13 protein-coding genes and 1 pseudogene are annotated in these 17,659 nt (G+C 71.6%); 10 read left to right on the top strand and 4 right to left on the bottom strand.

Features of this window, described 5'->3' with window-relative positions; all coding sequences use genetic code 11:
• Positions 1-9: 9 nt before the first annotated feature.
• A complete protein-coding gene (locus StrepF001_RS47420) occupies positions 10-687 on the bottom strand; it encodes a helix-turn-helix domain-containing protein (RefSeq protein ID WP_240797365.1) in 678 nt (225 codons plus the stop codon).
• Between the two features lie 1,057 nt (positions 688-1,744).
• Here StrepF001_RS47420 and StrepF001_RS10435 point away from each other — a divergent pair.
• A complete protein-coding gene (locus StrepF001_RS10435) occupies positions 1,745-2,623 on the top strand; it encodes a chorismate synthase (protein WP_129798012.1) in 879 nt (292 codons plus the stop codon).
• Positions 2,620-3,735 (top strand): o-succinylbenzoate synthase, encoded by a 1,116-nt coding sequence (menC, locus tag StrepF001_RS10440; RefSeq protein ID WP_129798013.1) that lies wholly within the window; start codon positions 2,620-2,622, stop codon positions 3,733-3,735. The genes StrepF001_RS10435 and menC overlap by 4 nt, the downstream gene beginning before the upstream one ends.
• A gap of 25 nt (positions 3,736-3,760) precedes the next feature.
• Here the strand turns inward: menC and StrepF001_RS10445 are convergent.
• From StrepF001_RS10445 to StrepF001_RS10455, 3 genes and pseudogenes are all read right to left on the bottom strand, one after another.
• Positions 3,761-5,675, bottom strand: a pseudogene (locus tag StrepF001_RS10445) (AMP-dependent synthetase/ligase).
• A 99-nt stretch (positions 5,676-5,774) separates the two neighbouring features.
• Complete coding sequence (locus StrepF001_RS10450; protein WP_129798416.1) at positions 5,775-7,325, bottom strand: VWA domain-containing protein; 1,551 nt, start codon at positions 7,323-7,325, stop codon at positions 5,775-5,777.
• 222 nt (positions 7,326-7,547) lie between these two features.
• Positions 7,548-8,444 carry a DMT family transporter gene (locus tag StrepF001_RS10455; protein WP_276322816.1) on the bottom strand — a complete coding sequence of 299 codons (897 nt, stop codon included), beginning with the start codon at positions 8,442-8,444 and terminating at the stop codon, positions 7,548-7,550.
• Between the two features lie 517 nt (positions 8,445-8,961).
• On the opposite strand from StrepF001_RS10455, the gene StrepF001_RS10460 reads away from it, so the two are divergent.
• From StrepF001_RS10460 to StrepF001_RS10495, 8 genes are read left to right on the top strand one after another with little or no spacing between them, the layout of a single operon-like run.
• On the top strand, positions 8,962-10,251 hold the full coding sequence (locus StrepF001_RS10460; RefSeq protein WP_129798015.1) for an extracellular solute-binding protein: 1,290 nt from the start codon (positions 8,962-8,964) through the stop codon (positions 10,249-10,251).
• 1 nt (position 10,252) lies between these two features.
• Complete coding sequence (locus tag StrepF001_RS10465; RefSeq protein WP_129798016.1) at positions 10,253-11,188, top strand: sugar ABC transporter permease; 936 nt, start codon at positions 10,253-10,255, stop codon at positions 11,186-11,188.
• On the top strand, positions 11,188-12,042 hold the full coding sequence (locus StrepF001_RS10470; RefSeq protein ID WP_129798017.1) for a carbohydrate ABC transporter permease: 855 nt from the start codon (positions 11,188-11,190) through the stop codon (positions 12,040-12,042). Before StrepF001_RS10465 ends, StrepF001_RS10470 begins: the two co-directional genes overlap by 1 nt.
• Positions 12,039-14,117, top strand: coding sequence for an alpha-galactosidase (locus tag StrepF001_RS10475; RefSeq protein ID WP_129798018.1), 2,079 nt, complete (start codon positions 12,039-12,041; stop codon positions 14,115-14,117). The genes StrepF001_RS10470 and StrepF001_RS10475 overlap by 4 nt, the downstream gene beginning before the upstream one ends.
• 55 nt (positions 14,118-14,172) lie before the next feature.
• Complete coding sequence (locus StrepF001_RS10480; protein ID WP_129798019.1) at positions 14,173-14,922, top strand: glucose 1-dehydrogenase; 750 nt, start codon at positions 14,173-14,175, stop codon at positions 14,920-14,922.
• 40 nt (positions 14,923-14,962) lie between these two features.
• A complete protein-coding gene (locus tag StrepF001_RS10485) occupies positions 14,963-15,694 on the top strand; it encodes a FadR/GntR family transcriptional regulator (protein ID WP_129798020.1) in 732 nt (243 codons plus the stop codon).
• The gene (gene dgoD, locus StrepF001_RS10490; protein ID WP_129798021.1) at positions 15,691-16,836 is read left to right on the top strand and encodes a galactonate dehydratase; all 1,146 of its coding nucleotides are present in this window, start codon (positions 15,691-15,693) and stop codon (positions 16,834-16,836) included. The genes StrepF001_RS10485 and dgoD overlap by 4 nt, the downstream gene beginning before the upstream one ends.
• Positions 16,833-17,651 (top strand): hypothetical protein, encoded by an 819-nt coding sequence (locus StrepF001_RS10495; RefSeq protein WP_129798022.1) that lies wholly within the window; start codon positions 16,833-16,835, stop codon positions 17,649-17,651. The genes dgoD and StrepF001_RS10495 overlap by 4 nt, the downstream gene beginning before the upstream one ends.
• The last annotated feature ends 8 nt before the right edge of the window (positions 17,652-17,659 follow it).

Here is a 17,659-nt window from a genome sequence, read left to right on the forward strand (position 1 = left end):
GCCCGCAGGTCAGGCCCGGTCCGCGCCCCGCAGTCCGGCGAGGGTGCGCAGCTGCAGCCACAGCACCAACCGCTCGTCCGGGTCGGCCAGGTCGATACCGAGGTGCTGCTGTGCCTGCCTGAGGCGGTACCGGCAGGTGTTGGGGTGCACGGCGAGCAGCTTCGCCGCCCGCGCCATGTCGCATCCGGCGTCCAGCCAGCACACCAGGGTCCTGGCGTAGTCGGTGCCGTGCTCGGCGTCGTACGCCAGGACCTCCCGCCAGGCACCCGCCGTCAACCCCCGCTGCTCGCCTATGAGTTCACGCAGTCGGAGCAGGGTGACACGCGCGCGTATCTCGGTCACGGCAGCGACGTCCTCGCCCGGTCCGAGCGCCCGCAGGACGAGGTCGGCGTCGTCCCGTGAGCCGCGCACGGCCGCCAGGTCCGGGACGATGTCGCCCAGCCCGGACCGCACCGGCACCCGCAGCGCCCGGCTCGCACGCCGCACGACGTCCTCGGCGAGCCGCTTGTGCCGCTTCCCACCGTGTTCACCGGTCACCGGCAGCAGCGCGTACACACTCCCGTCCACCAGCACGCACGCGTGCCGCCCGTATCGCGCCTCGCACTGGAGCCGTACCAGGTCGAGCAGCCGCAGCGCGGTCTGTTCCCCGTCGGGCGCGGACACCGTGCCGTCGAGGGCGAAGGCCACGACACGGACCGGGGTGCCGGCGGCGAGGCCGAGGCGGTGCGCGGCGCGGCGGTGCCGTCGAGGAGGCGGCGCAGCAAGTCGCTCGTCAGATGCCGGGACAGTTCCTCGCTCGCCCGGGCCCGCAGCAGGAGCAGGGCGGCCGTGGACGCGCCCTGCCTGAGGGCGTCCTCAGCATCGGGGCCGAGGTGCCCGTCGTCGACGACCCACACCGACCCCAGCGTCTCGCCGCCCGCGCGGATCGCGACGGCGAGCCGCGGCAGCTCGTCGCCGTCGAGTGCGGCGAGGCGTACGGGTCCGGGGGCGGCGAACAGGAGGCGGTACTGCTCGGTGTTCTCGGGGCTGCTCGGCACCTGGCGGCCCAGAATGCCCTGCCGCCGGGCCTCGTCGACGACCTGCCCGGTGACGGTGGAGTAGGCCAGGATCCGCTGGCGGGCGTCCTCGACGACGGTCGCGCCCCCTACGGCCGCGGCCACCGCGTTGGCGAGCGCGAACAGGTCGCCGAAGGCGGCGCCGCTGCCCGCCGGGCCGGGCCGGGAGCCGATCGCGGAGGCCAGCAGCAGATGGATGTGATGCCAGGCGGCGTCCTCGTCGACGGCGAGCAGCGCGAGGCCGTGGGCCTTCGCCGCCGCCACCGCGTCGGGCTGCCCGTCGCCGGCCCGTACGACGAGTCCGGCCATCCCGGCCGCCGCGGCATCGCGCGCCAGCGTCCCGACCTCGCCCGCTCGCGCCCCGACCGTCAGCAGCAGGGCACCGGGCGCGCTGCGCGGGAACGGGGCCCCGGCGTCGTACAGCAGGACCTCGCAGACGGGTGCGGTGAGGCCCGCCGGGGCGGTGAGCACACGGAGCATGGGCTCACCGAGGATGTCGAGGAGTTCCTCGAGGGTGCAGGCGTCCATGGGCGGGGCGGGCTCTCCGATGGAGGACGGTCACATGGTGACGATGGGCGTTTTTACGGGACGGTGACCACTGGGGTCCTTGGCCGATCGCAACAGGGTGGCAGGAACTCATTGTGCCTGACGACAATGGCCGCCGGGCTGTGGCCCTGGAGACTCAAGGCATGACACCTGTGACGATCTCCGCCGCCGGGTCCGGGGCAGCGGCCGGAACACCGAACGCGGGCGCCCTCGCCGAGGACGCCGCCCGTGCCGCCGGAGTCACGGTCCGTACCGTGCACGACGTGGCCGGTATCCATGCCGTGGCTGATTTCTTCGCCGATGTGTGGCAGATGCCGCGCGCCACCCCGCCCTACCCCTCGGAGGTGCTGCACAGCCTGGTGCACTCCGGAGGCGCGGTGCACGCCGCGTACTCCACCGGGCCGTCGGGCGAACGGCTCGCAGGGGCGGCGGTGGCCGTGTTCGGGCCACCCGCCGAGCGGGACGTGTACTCGTTCGTGGCGGCGGCGACCGCCTCCGGCCGGGGCGTCGGCTTCGCGGTCAAGCAGGCGCAGCGGCGGTGGGCGCTGGAGCGGGGCGCCACCACCATGCGCTGGACCTTCGACCCGCTGGTCAGCCGCAACGCCCGCTTCAACCTGGTCAAGCTGGGCGCCGTCGGCAGCGAGTACCTGGTCGACTTCTACGGGCCGATGAGCGACGGCGTGAACAACGGCGACGAAAGCGACCGGCTCACCGTCGTGTGGGACCTGGTGACAGCGACCACCCGGACGGACGACCTCGCCGACGGCCGCTCCGCCGCCGACGTCGTTCGCCGGGCACCGGACGGCGACCCGCTTGCTCTGCGCGACGCGGACAGGCTGTGGTGCCGCGTCCCCGAGGACATCGTCGCGCTGCGTGCCGCCGACCCGGCGCTCGCGCTCGACTGGCGGCACGCCGTGCGCGAGGTCTTCACCGAGGCGTACGCCGAGGGCCTGCGCGCGACGGCCATGTCCCACGACGGCTGGTACCTGCTGACCCGCCCGTCCCCCGAGGAGCAGGCATGAAGCTCGAACGCGTCGAACTGCTCCACGTCGCCATCCCGCTCGTCACCCCGTTCCGCACCTCCTTCGGGACGATGACCAGCAAGGACACCTTCCTGCTGCACGTGGTGACCGACGAGGCCGAGGGCTGGTCGGAGTTCGCTGCCGACCCGGAGCCGCTGTACTGCTCGGAGTTCGTCGCCGGCGCCGAGATCGTCATCCGGGACTTTCTGCTGCCGCGCGTCGCCGCCCTGCCCGAGCCGACGGCCGCGGCCGTCGCCCCCGCCATGGCCTCCGTGAAGGGCCACGAACTGGCCAAGGCCGCCCTGGAAACCGCCCTCCTGGACGCCGAACTGCGCGCCTACGGGATGTCATTCGCGACCTTTCTCGGCTCGGTCCACGAACGGGTGCCCGCCGGGGTCTCGGTCGGCATCAAGAACTCCGTACCCGAACTGCTCGACGACGTCGAGCGGTACCTCGCCGAGGGCTACCTCCGCATCAAGCTGAAGATCGAGCCGGGCTGGGACGTCGAGCCGGTGCGCGCCGTACGCGAACGCTTCGGCGACCGACTCCCGCTCCAGGTCGACGCCAACACCGCCTACACGCTCGCCGACGCCGAACATCTCCGCAAGCTCGACGACTTCGGGCTGCTGCTGATCGAGGAGCCGCTGGAGGAGAACAACCTCCACGCCCACGCCCAGCTGCAGAAGCGTCTGGCCACCCCGGTCTGTCTCGACGAGTCGATCCACTCCGCGCGCGACGCGGCGTCCGCGCTCGCGATGGACGCCTGCCGGGTCGTCAACGTCAAACCGGCCCGCGTCGGCGGCTATCCGGAAGCCCGTCGCATCCACGACGTGGCCGCCGCCAACGGCGTGCCGGTGTGGTGCGGCGGAATGCTGGAGACGGGCATCGGCCGCGCCCCCAACCTGGCGCTCGCCGCCCTCCCGGGCTTCACCCTCCCCGGCGACACCTCCGCCTCCAGCCGGTACTTCGCCGAGGACATCACCGAACCGTTCGTCCTCCAGGACGGCCACCTGTCCGTACCCACCGCCCCGGGCATCGGCATCGACCCGCTGCCGGACGCCCTGGCCCGGTTCACGACGGCGACCCGGGAGGTGTACGCCAGACGGCGGTGACCGCACGGCCACCCCGCCCGGGGCGTCAGCGCCCCGCTGCGTACAGCGCCTCGATCTGCTGCGCGTATGCGGCCATCGCCGCCTGGCGTTTCACTTTCATGGACGGGGTCAGCAGCCCGTTGTCCTCGGTGAACTCGCCCTCGACCAGGGTGAAGGCGCGGATCGACTCGGCGCGTGAGACGGCCTGGTTGGCGTGGTCGACGGCCTTCTGGACGTCGGCGCGCATCCGCGGGTCGCGGACGATCTCGGACATCGGCGTGTCGGCGGGCAGTTTGCGGACCACGAGCCAGTGGGTGACGGCCTCGGGGTCGAGGGTGACGATGGCGGCGACGAAGGGGCGGTTGTCGCCGACGACGCGACGGGCGGGCGGCTGCGCAGGCGGTCCTCCAGGACGGCGGGGGAGACGTTCTTGCCGCCGGAGGTGACGATGATGTCCTTCTTGCGGCCGGTGATGGTGAGGTAACCGTCCTCGTCGAGGGCACCGAGGTCGCCGGTGGCGAACCAGCCGTCGGTCAGGACCGCGTCCGTGGCGGCCGGGTTGCCGAGGTACGAGCCGAAGACGATGCCGCCCTTGACGAGGACCTCGCCGTCGTCGGCGATGCGGACGGCGGTGCCGGGGACGGGGAGGCCACCGTGCCGGGGCGGGGTCCGAGGGGCGGGACGATGGTGGCGGCGGCGGTGGTCTCGGTCAGGCCGTAGCCCTCGTAGACCATGATTCCGGCAGCGTGGAAGAACAGGTTGAGGTCGCGGTCGAGCGGGGAGCCGCCGCTGATGGCGTAGCGCATGCGGCCGCCGAGTTCCTTGCGGATGCGGCGGTAGACCAGCAGGTCGTACAGGGCCCAGGCGGCGTACAGGCCGGGGCCGGGGCCCTTGCCCTTGTCGAGGAACTTCTCGAGGTACGCCTCGCCGAAGCGCACTGCGATCCGGTGTGCACGGTCGAAGGAGGCGCCGCGGCCGAGCTTCTCCGCGGTGGCGCGGCCGGTGTCGTGGATCTTCTCGAAGAGGTAGGGGACGCCGACCAGGAAGGTCGGGCGGAACTCCTTGAACGCCGGGCGGAGGTCGTCGGGCTTGATGCTCGGGCAGTGGCCGATCTCGATGCGGGCCATCAGGCAGGCGATCTGGAGGGTGCGGCCGAGGATGTGGGCGAGCGGGAGGAAGAGCAGGGTGGAGGCGGTCCGACCGGTGAGATCCCGGAACATGGGGTGCAGCAGCTCGACTGTGTTGGCGGCCTCGGCATGCAGGTTGGCGTGGGTGAGGACGCAGCCCTTCGGCCGGCCGGTGGTGCCCGAGGTGTAGCAGACGGTCGCGGGGGTGTCGGGGGTCAGGGCCGTACGGCGCTTGGTGACCTCCTCGTCGGGGACGTCCTGGCCGAGAGCGGTGAGGTCGTCGAGGCCGGCCGCGTCCAGTTGCCAGATGCGTGGCGGCTGGGGGTGACCTGCCGTGCCGGCCCTGACGGTCATGGCGTTCTCGGCGGTCTCCGTGATGACGAAGCGGGTGCCCGAGTCGCGGATGATCCACTCCACCTGTTCGGCGGAGGAGGTGGCGTAGACCGGGACGGTCTGGCCGCCGGCGGCCCAGATCGCGAAGTCCAGGACTGTCCACTCGTAGCGGGTGCGGGACATCACCGCGACGCGCCCGCCCGGTTCGAGACCGGCGGCGATCAACCCCTTGGCCACGGCGGTGACCTCACGGGCGAAGGCCGCCGCGGTCACGGGCTGCCAGGCCCCGTGCTGCTTGCGGCGCAGGACCACGGTGTCGGGGGCCTGGGCGGCGTTGGTGAACGGGATGTCGGCGGTGCTGCCGGTCGCCGCCCTCGGCGCGAGGGGCGCCGCACGGACCTCGCATACGACCCCGTGCTTGTCCCTGATGATCTCGGTCCTCGTGCGGGTCGCCAGGTCGGTGCGCTGCTTCGCCCGCTTCAGATCACTGCGTACGCCCATGACGGCTCCCGGTCGCGGTTGAGAATGGCGTGCTGTCGCCCGTGCTTACTCCAGAGTCAACTTACTCGCGCGTAAGGGAAGGTCAACGGGTGGGTCCGTTCACCCCATACGACTCGCCGTCTCTATCGCGTCGGCCAGCTGCTGCACGTCCTCGTCCTCCGTCCTGTACGCCAACGTGTGTGCCCGCTCCGAGAGTTCGTCGAGATACGGGGCGCCGGGCAGAGAGCCGTAGCCATGGTCGGAGGAGCGGCGGAGAGCGTCGGCGAAGTAGGCGGCCGTGGCCGTGACCTGGAGGCCCCGGCCGGCGCTCCATACGGAGTCGTCGAGGTCGCCGGCCTCCAGGCCGCCGGACTCCTCGTGCGGGGCGCGGGTGTCGGGGTCGAGCCAGCGGACGGTGGCGGTGGCGAGGTGGCCGTCGGCGCCGGGCTCGGTGCGCACCGCGTACAGGGCGGTGACGGTGTGGCCGGGGCCGACTTCGCCACCGTCGACGCGGTCGTCGCGGAAGTCGTCGTCGGCGACATGGCGGTTGTCGTAGCCGACGAGGCGGAACTCGGTGACCGTCGCGGGGTCGAAAGCGACCTGGGCCTTGGCTTCACGGGCCGTCAGTTCGATGTTCTGCGGGAGCTGTTCGCAGAACACCTCCCGGGCGTCCTCGGTGTTCGAGACATAGACCGTGTGGCCGTCTCCCCGGTCGGCGAGGCGTTCCATCAGGGCGTCGCCGTAGTCGCTGCCGACGCCGACGCCGAACAGGGTGATGCCGTGCTCGCGGCGTTCCGTGGCAATCCGCTCCAGGATCGCGTCCGGGTCGGTGTCGCCGGTGTTGGCGAGCGCGTCGGAGACCAGGACGACCCGGTTGGTGGCGCCCTCGCGCAGACCCTCGACCGCGGTGGCGTATCCGGTCTCGACGCCCGCGCCGAGGTTGGTGGACTCGGCGGGCTCCAGACTGTCGATGACCTCGTGGATCTCGCCGCGACGGCCGTCCAGACGCGTCATGGGGAGCACGGTCTCGGCCTCGTCGCTGAAGGTGACGATCGCGACCGAGTCGTCGTCGCGCAGCCGGTCCGTCATCACGGACAGGGACTGCCGGGCGAGGTCGAGGCGGCCCGGTTCGGCCATGGAGCCCGAGATGTCGATGACGAACGTCAGGGCGGCGGGCGGGCGTTCACCGGCCTGTTCGGCATGGCGCGTGGCGAGGCCCACGCGGATCAGGGACCAGTTCTCCTCGTCGGTGCGGGCGCCGTCGACGGTGACCGTGAAGCCGTCGCCGTCGGGGCGTTCGTAATCCTGGCGGAAGCTGTTGACGAACTCCTCGGGGCGAATCGTCGACGGGTCGGGCAGTCTGCCCTCGGCGAGGGCGCGGCGGGCGTATCCGTAGGAGGCGGTGTCCACGTCGAGGGCGAAGGTGGAGAGGTGGTCGGGGGGGCGACCTCGCGGGAGTCGGTGTCGTCCTGCTGCTCGCCGGTCCCCTGGCTGCGGTCGGGGCGGGCAGTGGGGCGGGAAGCCGGAGTTGTGCTCGCTCGCGTCCGAGGTGCGGCTCTTGTCGCCGGTGTCGCTCGCGCCGCAGCCGGTGAGCAGCAGGCCGCCCGCCGCCGTGAGCGCGAGCAGCGTGCCGCGCAGCCGCCGTGTCCGGTGGCGCTCGTACCACTCCATCATCCGTGCCCCCTCGGTCCGTTGACGTCGACGTCTGTTGACGTGGCCTTCTGTGACTGTGACGGCACAGGGCACCGGAACGTGCGACACGGGGTGTTGCAGATGCGTCTCGAAGCGGCCACGGAGGCGGCCCGTCGTACGCCGGGGCACGGGCCCGATGCACCGACCGCCGGTTGCCGTACTCGCCGCCGCCCTCCCGCGCCCGTACCACCTGGGACGTCGTCAGGGAGCCTCCGCGGTCCGGCGCTCCTCGTCCGGCGCCACCAGTGACTGGGTGAGTGGAATCCGTGACAGTGCGAGGACTCCCGCAGCGATCAGCGCGACACCGAACAGCTGGGGCAGCAGCCACCACCCGGAGCGGATCTCCTCCTCGTACAGGGTGATGCCGAGTGCGAGGCTCACCATCGCGTCCCCGAGGGTGAGGGCGGGCTGCGAGGCGACCAGTGGACCGGCCTGCATCGCATTCTCCAGGAGGAACAGCGCGCACACGCCGGTGGCGGCGAATGCGTAGGTCTGCCAGGCGGAGAAGAAGCCCAGGAGCCCTTGCTCGTCGAGGATGTGCGTGGAGGCCTTCATCAGCGCCGCGGTCACCGCGTAACTGATTGCTGTCGCGGCCCCCAGACAGGCGGCCCGGGCGCGGCCCTCCGGGCGCCGGAGGGCCGCGAGAGCGAGAGCGACGACCGTCCCCATGCACACGGCGAGGGCGGGAATCCAGCGGTCCAGCGCCACATGGGTGCGATTGCCGGTGGGGGACGCGGCGGCGAGCGCGACCGCCAGCCCGGCCACCACCACCGTCACGGCCAGCCAGCCCGTGCCCGGCAGATGCCGGTGCATCAGGAACGAGGCGACGATGAGGGTGAGCGGCAGCTCCAGCACGAACAGCGGCTGCACGATCGTCAGCGGCCCGGTCGCCAGCGCCAGCGCCTGGCAGACACCGGCGGCGATCACCGCGAGGATGCCGGACAGCCAGACGGGCCGCCGCAGCAGATCGAGCATCAGCCCGGCCCGGAACCCTTGGGAGCGCGGCACGGTGAGCGCCGCCTTGCGCTGCAGCACCGTCGCGACGGCGTTGCTGAAGGCCGCGCAGAGCGCGAAGACGATGGGGAGCAGGGTGTGCAGCGTGGCCACCTCCCGGATCGGCGGGCCTGTGACGTCGGCTGTGCCTTCTCCTGCCATGGTCGCCTCGATGCGGTCACGAGCGCGATCGGAGCGTCCGGGGCTGCGGACCGTTGACCCGGTGACAACGTTGCCGAACACTGCACCGCCGACCTGGTTCCGTCAAGACCTCCAGTTCGCCACGGAACATGTTTCCTTAAATTAGTAATAATTATTGACAGGTTCTGGCTCCGGGGCCACAGTCTTCGCCGTGACGCCCTCGGCCCCAGGCATCCGCATGGCCCGCGTCACCTCTTCCTGCTTCCCAACCTCCGGGAGAGGCCCGTGACTTCACGCCCACCCGTACCACGAACCCGACACCGGCAGTCCGTCCGGCTCGGCGCCGTCCATCGCACCCAGTTCCAATAAATTAGTAATTAATCTTGACGTGGCGGAAGCGCCACGCGAACCTGGATCCGCCGCGAGCGGGCCCGGCCGTCAGGAGGGCCGGGCCGCCGGGCGGATCCACAGGGAGCCCTCCATGACAAACCCTCAGCCCAGCCGACGGCGCTTCCTCGCCGGACTCGGCGCCGCCGGGACGACGGCGCTGCTCAGCGGCTGCGTCACCTCCACCTCTTCCTCGAAGTCCTCGTCCAAGGGTGCGGTCACCCTCCAGTCCAACCTGTCCGCACCGCAGGCCAAGGCGGCCATGGAGGACATCGTCGCCGCCTACGGCAAGAAGAAGGGAGCCGGGCGCGTCAGCCTCAACACGGTCGCCGCGGAGACCTTCCGCACCCAGCTGCCGACGTACCTGACCTCCGCCAACCCGCCCGACGTGTACACCTGGTACCCCGGCTCGGTGGCGGACGCCTACGCCAGGAAGGACCTGCTGCTCGACCTCGACGAGCTCTGGGGCTCGTCCGACCTCAAGCGCTACTCCAAGGCGCTGAACACGCTGTGCACCGCGAGCTCCGGCAAGAAGGTCTTCGTCCCCACCACCTACTACTGGTGGGGCATGTTCTACCGGAAGTCCAACTTCGCCAAGTGGGGCGTGAGCGAACCCAAGACCTGGGACGAATTCCTCGACCTGTGCGACAAGCTCAAGTCCAAGGGCGTCGCTCCCATCGGGCTGGGCGCCGGCGGCAACACCGCCTGGGTGGCCTCCGCATGGTTCGACTACCTGGACATCCGCATCAACGGCGCGATCTACCACCGCGAACTGCTCGCCGGAAAGCACCGCTTCGACGATCCCGAGGTCCGCAAGGTCTTCGACCGCTGGCAGGAGGTACTGCCGTACTTCGACCCGAACGGCGCCGCGGGCGCTTTCCAGGACGCAACGACCGCCCTGCTCAACGGCCGCAGCGGCATGATGCTGATCGGCACCTTCTTCGCCGACGCCGCGCCCAAGGACGCCCTCGACGACATCGACTTCTTCCGCTTCCCGGTCATCGACGCGAAGGTCCCGCTCGCCGAGGAGGCCCCCGCGGACGGCTATTTCGCCAGCGCCCGCACCGGACGCCGCGACGGTGTGCTCGATCTGCTGGGCTACCTCGCCACCGCCGAGTCGCAGGAGATCTACATCAAGGGCTCGTCCGGCACCGTCCTGCCCTGCCACCCCGACGCCAAGGACGCCGGCACGCCGCTGGTGAAGAAGGGCCGCGCACACATCGAGGAGGCCGCCGAGATCACCCAGTTCTTCAACCGCGACTCCAGCGACGCCCTCCAGCCCACCGCCGACACCGCGCTGACCAAGTTCCTCGCCAAGCCCAAGGAGATCGGAAACATCCTCACCGACTGGCAGCGCGACGCCGAGAAGATCTGGAACGCCTGACATGGCCGTTCTGACCGCCCCCCACCGCAAGCTCCCGATCCCGGCGCCGTCCCGTGGCGGCCGGGGCCGGGGCCCGCGGCGCACCCCGCCGCTGGTGGTCGCCTTCGTCGTCGTCCCGCTGCTCGCCGAGGCCGTGTGGGTGTTCTGGCCCGCGCTCCAGGGCTTCTACCTCGCCCTGACCAGCTGGGACGGCGTGTCGGCGCCGGAGTTCATCGGACTGGACAACTTCCGGGAGATGGCGAGCGACGACATCTTCCGCGGCGCCGTCGGCCACACCGTGCTGTGGCTGGCGCTGTTCGGCGGCCTGTCCGCCCTGCTGGGCCTCGCCGCCGCGCTGCTGCTCCAGCAGGAGCGGCGCGGCGTCGGCTTCTACCGTGCCGCCCTGTTCCTGCCCGTCGTCTTCTCCCTGGTCGCCACCGCCCTGGTCTGGCAGGCCATCTACCAGCCCGACGGCGTCCTCAACCAGCTCCTGGAATCGGTCGGCCTCGGCAGCCTGCGGCACGCCTGGCTCGCCGACCAGGACACCGCCCTGTACGCGGTCATCGTGCCCGCCCTGTGGCGGCAGATCGGCTATGTGATGGTCCTGTACCTCGCCGGCCTCAAAGGCATCGACCCGGCCCTGTACGAGGCCGCCAAGGTCGACGGCGCCGGACCCTGGCAGCGCCTGCGCCACATCACCCTGCCCCAACTGCGCAGCGTCAACGCGGTCGTTCTGTCCGTCATCATCATCGACTCGCTGCGCTCCTTCGACGTCGTGTGGTCGCTGACCCGCGGCGGCCCCTACCACTCGTCCGAACTGCTGAGCACCTATATGTACTCGACCGCCTTCCAGTCCTTGCGGCTCGGATACGGCTCCGCACTGGCCGTCGTCATCTTCCTGCTGGCGTTCGGCGTCATCGCGTCCTACCTCCTGCGCGCCTTCCGGGAGGCCGACTGATGGCGACCGCCCGCACCTCCGCCGCGCTGCGCCGCCGCCGTGCCGCCACCGCCGGATTCCACCTCTCGGCCGGGGCGCTCGCGGTGCTGTGGCTGCTGCCCATCCTCCTGGTCCTGGTGACCAGCCTGCGCTCCTTCGACGACATCGCCGCCCACGGACTGGGCAGCTGGCCCCACTCCTTCACTCTCGACAACTTCCGTCTGGCCTGGGTCGACGGCGGCCAGCAGCGCGCCCTGATCAACAGCCTGATCGTCACCGTCCCGTGCGTCCTGGTGACACTGGCCCTGGCGGCCATGGCCGCGTTCGCCCTCAGTCGGTACGAACTGCCCCTGCGCCGCTTCCTGTTGCTGCTCATGCTCGGCGGCAACCTGCTCCCGCCGCAGATCCTGCTCATCCCCGTCTCCAAGCTGAGCGAGACGATGGGCGTCTACGACACCCTGCCCGCCCTGATCGGCGTGCAGATCGGCTTCGGCGTCGGCTTCTACGTCTTCGTCCTGCATGGTTTCATGCGTGCGATCCCTGTCGAGATCCAGCAGGCGGCCGTCGTCGACGGAGCCGGGCCCTGGCAGATCTTCTGGCGGATCATCCTGCCGCTGGCGCGGCCCGCCCTCGCCGCGCTCAGCGCCCTGTCGTTCACCTGGATCTTCAACGACCTGCTGTGGGCGATCACCGTGCTGCGCAGCGACACCAAGATGCCGATCACGGCCGCCCTCATCGGACTCCAGGGACAGTACGTGTCGATGTGGAACGTGATCGCCGCCGGTTCCGTCATCGCCGCCGCGCCCACCGTGGCCGTGTTCCTCCGCTTCCAGCGCCACTTCGTGGCGGGCCTCAATCTCGGAGCAGTGAAGTGACGTCGTACCAGCGCTGGACCCTGCGCACCGAGCACACCAGCTATACCGTCCGCCTGTCCCCGGACGGCTCCTGGGCCGAACTGGACGCCTGGGGACCGCACGGCGTCGAGACGGGACCGTCGGCGCTCGACGGGTCGCGCCGCACCCACTTCATCACGCCCGCCGACGTCGCCCCCGCCGAGTACCTGCCGCACGGGCTGCGGCCGTTCAACGGAGCCGACCTCATCGCGAGCTGCCCCGGCCACGAACGCGGCATCTGGTGGACCTTCGCCGGAGCACAGGCGGACGAACACAACCTGCGGCTGACCTTCCTCGACGACGTCCTCGGACTGCGCACCACCCTGTGCTACGCCACCGTGCCGGGTACCGACGTCCTGCACCGCTGGACCGAACTCACCTGCACCGGAACCCAGGAGCTGCGCCTCGAACGCATCGACTCGGCCGCCGTGAACGTCCCCGTCGCCGCGGGAGCACGCCTCACCTACCTCACCGGCCAGTGGTCCCAGGAGTTCCAGCGCACCCAACTCGACCTGACCAGGGGCACGTTCACCATGGGCAGCACCCAGGGCGCGCCCGGTCACGCCTACGCACCCTGGCTCGCCGTGCAGGACGGCACGACGGACACCGCCCCCGCTTATGGTGTGGCCCTGGAGTGGCCCGGCAACTGGCACATCACCGCCGAGGCCGAACCCGGCGGCGCGATCCGGGTCCGTGCCGGGCGGGTGCCGCACGAGGGAGCGGTCGTGCTGGCACCCGGCGCCACCCTCACCACACCCCGCCTCGCCTGCGCGTTCAGCCCGGACGGACTCGACGGCCTGTCCCGCGTCTGGCACCGCTACGACCGCCGCCTCGCCGGCGACCGCCTGCGGCGCACCCGCAAGGTCCTCTACAACTCCTGGGAGGCCACCGGCTTCGACGTCGACGCCGCCGGGCAGCTCGAACTGGCCAAGGCGGCCGCGGACATCGGCGCCGAGCTGTTCGTGGTGGACGACGGCTGGTTCACCGGCCGCAGCGACGACACCGGTGGACTCGGCGACTGGTATCCGGATCCGGAGGCTTTTCCACAGGGCTTCGACCGGTTCGTCGGAGACGTGCGCGGCCTGGGCCTGGACTTCGGTCTGTGGATCGAGCCCGAGGCGGTCAGCCCCGGAAGCAGCCTCCATGCCGCACACCCCGACTGGGTCTACCGGATCGACGGCCGTCCCGCCCGCCTGGTCCGCAACCAGCTCCTGCTCGACCTCGGCCGCACCGACGTCCAGGACTTCGTGATCGGCACCCTGGACCGGCTCCTCGGCACGTACGACATCGGCTACCTGAAGTGGGACATGAACCGCCCGCCCACCGAACGCGGCCGCCCCGGTGCCGTCGGCCCCGTCGACCTGGACGCGGAGCACGTCGCCGGATACCTGCGCGTGCTGGACCACCTGCGCACCGCTCACCCCGACGTCACCGTCGAAGGCTGCGCGGGCGGCGGCGGTCGCATCGACCACGCGACGCTGGCTCGCACCGACGTCGTCTGGCCCAGCGACAACACCGCCCCGCTGGACCGGATGACCGTCCAGCACGGCTTCCTGCACGCCCACGCACCGCACGTGATGAGCTCCTGGGTCACCGACGCCCCGGGCGTCTTCGACCCGCGCCCGCGCAGCCTCGCGTTCCGCTTCGTGAACGCCATGTGCGGAGTACTGGGAGTAGGGGCCGACCTGCGTGCATGGACACCGGACCAGCGGGCCGAGGCCGCTCGGTGGATCGCCCGCTACAAGGAGGTGCGCGAGGTCCTCCACCACGGAGAGGTCCGGCTGCTCGGCACCCCGGCGGACACCACCTGCGGTGTGCAGTACGACTTCGGCGACCGCACGGTCGTCGCCGCGCTGAGCACCGGGCGCCTCGACGGCGCCCCGCTCGTGCCCGGACGCCCCGACCGGCTCCGGCTGCGGGCGCTGGACCCGGCGGCGCGCTATCGGGACACGGCGACGGGGACGACGTACAGCGGAGCCCATCTGCTGCACTACGGGCTGCCTTTCACCTGGAGTGCCGATCATGATGCCGACCTGGTGGTACTGACACGTCAGTGAGCCGCATATGTTTCCCGCACGGCCTGTCCCAGCTCACGAAGGAGTCGACCCCACGATGGACCGCTTCACCGGCCGTACGGCCGTGGTCACCGGCGCGGCCTCCGGCATCGGCGCCGCCACCGCCGTACGCCTGGCCGAGGAGGGAGCCGCCGTCGTGCTCGCCGATGTGGCGGAGGAGCGTGGCGCGGCGGTGGCGGAACGGATCGCGAAGGACGGCGGCCGGGCCCGGTTCGTGCGGGCCGACGTGGCGGCGGAGGAGGACTGGCGCCGGATCGTGGCCGCCGCCCACGACTTCGGGCCCGTGGACGTCCTCGTCAGCAACGCCTACACCGTGGACGTGGCACCGGCGCACGAGCTGGACCTGGAGTCGTGGCAGCGGCAGCTCTCCGTCAATCTCACCGCGAGTTTCCTCGGCTTCCGGGCGGTGCTGCCCGATCTGCGGGACCGGCGAGGAGCAGCGGTGCTGACCTCGTCCGTCCACGCGCGCGTGGGCATCCCCGGGCACCCTGCCTACGCCGCGTCCAAGGGAGCCCTGCTGTCCCTGTGCGGCCAACTCGCCGTCGAGTACGGGCCCGAGGTCCGCGTCAACGCCGTCCTGCCGGGCCCGATCCTCACCGCCGCCTGGGACAGGGTGCCGCCCGAGGAGCGGCAGCGCAGCATCGCCGAGACCGCGGCCCGCCGCTTCGGCAGCCCCGAGGAAGTGGCCGCGGCCATCGCGTTCCTCAGCGCCGACGAAGCCTCCTTCATCACCGGCTCCAGCCTCCTCGTCGACGGAGGCTGGAGCGTCGTGAAGGCCTCCGCATGACCACTGCCGCGCCCCCACACCAGCAGAAAGGCTGTACGACATGACGCCCTACGCCCGCCGCGGCGTGCACGGCCAGACCGTGGAAGCCCTCGCCCGCCGCATCCTGGGCGGCGAGATTCCCGAAGGGGCCACGCTCGACCTGGTGGCACTGCAGAGCGAACTGGACGTCAGCCTCACCGCCCTGCGCGAGTCCCTCAAGGTACTGGCCGCCAAGGGCATGGTCGACGCCCGCCAGAAACGCGGCACCTTCGTCCGGGCCCGCGCCGACTGGAACCTGCTCGACGCCGACGTGCTGCGCTGGCAGTTCGAGGGCGGCCGCACCACCGACACCGACCGCGCACTCCTGCACAACCTCGCCGAGGTCCGCGCCATCATCGAACCGGCCGCCGTACGCCTGGCCGCCGAGCGCCGCACCGACGCCGACCTGGCGGCGCTGGAGAGCGCCGTGGACGCGATGCGGGAGCAGGGCACCGACCCGGGCCACGCCGTGGAGGCCGACCTCGCCTTCCACCGCGCCCTGCTCGCCGCCACCCACAACGAACTGCTCGAACGCATGGAGGTGGTCATCGAGCCGGGCCTTGCCCACCGCGATCGCATCGTGCACAGCCACCCGCACAGCGAGGACCCCGTACCGGCCCACCGCGCCGTCCTGGACGCCGTGCGCGACCAGGACCCGCAGGCCGCCGAGGCCGCCATGCGTGCCCTGCTCGATCAGGCCGGCCGCGACCTGGACCGGATCGAGAGCCCCGACGACACGAAAGGCGGCAAGTGAAGATCGCCCGCATAGAAACCTTCCTGGTCCCGCCGCGCTGGCTGTTCTGCCGGATCGAGACCGACGACGGCGTGGTCGGCTGGGGCGAACCCGTCGTCGAGGGACGCGCGGAGGTCGTCCGCGCCGCCGTCGACGTCCTCGCCGAGTACCTGACCGGCCAGGACCCGCTGCGCATCCAGGACCACTGGCAGGTGCTGACCAAGGGCGGCTTCTACCGCGGCGGCCCCGTCCTGTCCAGCGCCGTCGCCGGCCTCGACCAGGCGTTGTGGGACATCGCGGGCAAGACCTACGGCGCCCCGGTGCACGCCCTGCTGGGCGGCCCCGTGCGCGACCGCGTCCGCGTCTACGCCTGGGTCGGCGGCGACGAACCCGCCGAGCTGTCCGAACAGATAACCGCCCAGGTGGAGGCCGGTTTCACCGCGGTGAAGATGAACGCCGCCGGCGCCACCTCACCGGTGGTCACCCCGGCGGAGACGGCGGCGGTCGTCGCCCGCGTGGCCGCCGCCCGGGACCTCCTCGGCCCGCACCGCGACGTCGCCGTCGACTTCCACGGCCGCTTCACCGCCGCCTCCACACGCCGCGTCCTGGCCGAACTCGCCCCGCTGCACCCGCTGTTCGTGGAGGAACCGGTCGTTCCCGACCACGGCCACCTGCTGCCCGGCCTGGTCGCCGCGAGCCCGGTGCCCCTGGCCACCGGCGAACGCCTCTACTCACGCACCGACTTCCTGCCCGCGCTCACCGCCGGCATCGCCGTCGTCCAACCCGACCTGTCCCACGCCGGCGGCATCTCCGAGGTGCACCGCATCGCCTCGCTCGCCGAGACCTACGACGCCCAGCTCGCCCCGCACTGCCCGCTCGGCCCGATCGCGCTGGCGGCCAGCCTGCAGGTCGCGTTCGCCACACCCAACTTCCTCATCCAGGAGCAGAGCCGCGGCATCCACTACAACAAGGATGCCGACCTGCTGTCCTACGTGGTCGACCCCGAGCCGTTCCGGTTCGTCGACGGCCACGCGTCCCGCGGCGACGCCCCTGGCCTCGGCATCACCGTCGACGAGACCGCCGTACGCGCCGCCGACCGCACCGGTCATGCCTGGCGCAACCCGGTGTGGCGGCACCCCGACGGTTCCTTCGCGGAGTGGTGACCGTGCCGCTGGACATCGTCACCGACCCCGCGCACGGCGGCCGTTGGACCTCACTGCGCACGGCCGGGCGGGAATGGCTGTGGCGGCGCGAGGCACCCGAGCGGGACAGCGTGTCACCCGGCGACCTGTTCGTGGACGCGGGCGGACTGGAGGAATGCATCCCCACCGTCCGCGGCATCCCCGACCACGGTGACGCCTGGTCACGGCCCTGGACCCGAGACGCGGACAGGGACGTCGTCCACTGCGACCGGTTCACGCTGGCCCGCGCCATCCGCAGCACCCGCGACGGAGCCGAGGCCGACTACGTGCTGACAGCCGACGCCGGTTTCCGCTTCGTATGGGCCGCCCACGCCCTGCTCGACCTCTCCGACCGTGCGACGGTGCACTCCCACGACGGAGCGAGCACCCGCCTCTTTCCCGAGGCGGCCCCGCTGCTGGACCGGGCGTGGCCGAAGGGCGCCGCGTGGGTGGCAGGGAGCTGGCCCGTTCCCTGCGGACTGCGCCTGGACCGGTTCGGTCCGGACGACGGCAGCGCGGTCGGAGCCGTCGTGGACGCTTCCCGTTGCTGCGTCCACGATCACACCGACCGTCTGTCGTGGGCTCTCGAAGCCGACGGTCAGCCGTTGTCCATCGCCCTGTGGCGCAACCTGGGCGGCTTCCCGTCCGTGCGTCCCTACCGCAGTACAGGTGTCGAGCCGATGCTCGGCCGCGTCTTCGACCTCGCCGAAGCAGGCCCCGGTGACGCAGCCCGGGTCCCCGCGTCCGGCGAGGTGCGGTGGCGGTTGACGCTGACCGCGAACTGCCGCTGCCCGTGAACCGACCT

It is taken from the genome of Streptomyces sp. F001 (genome assembly GCF_004187715.1).
GTDB lineage: Bacteria > Actinomycetota > Actinomycetes > Streptomycetales > Streptomycetaceae > Streptomyces > Streptomyces flavusporus.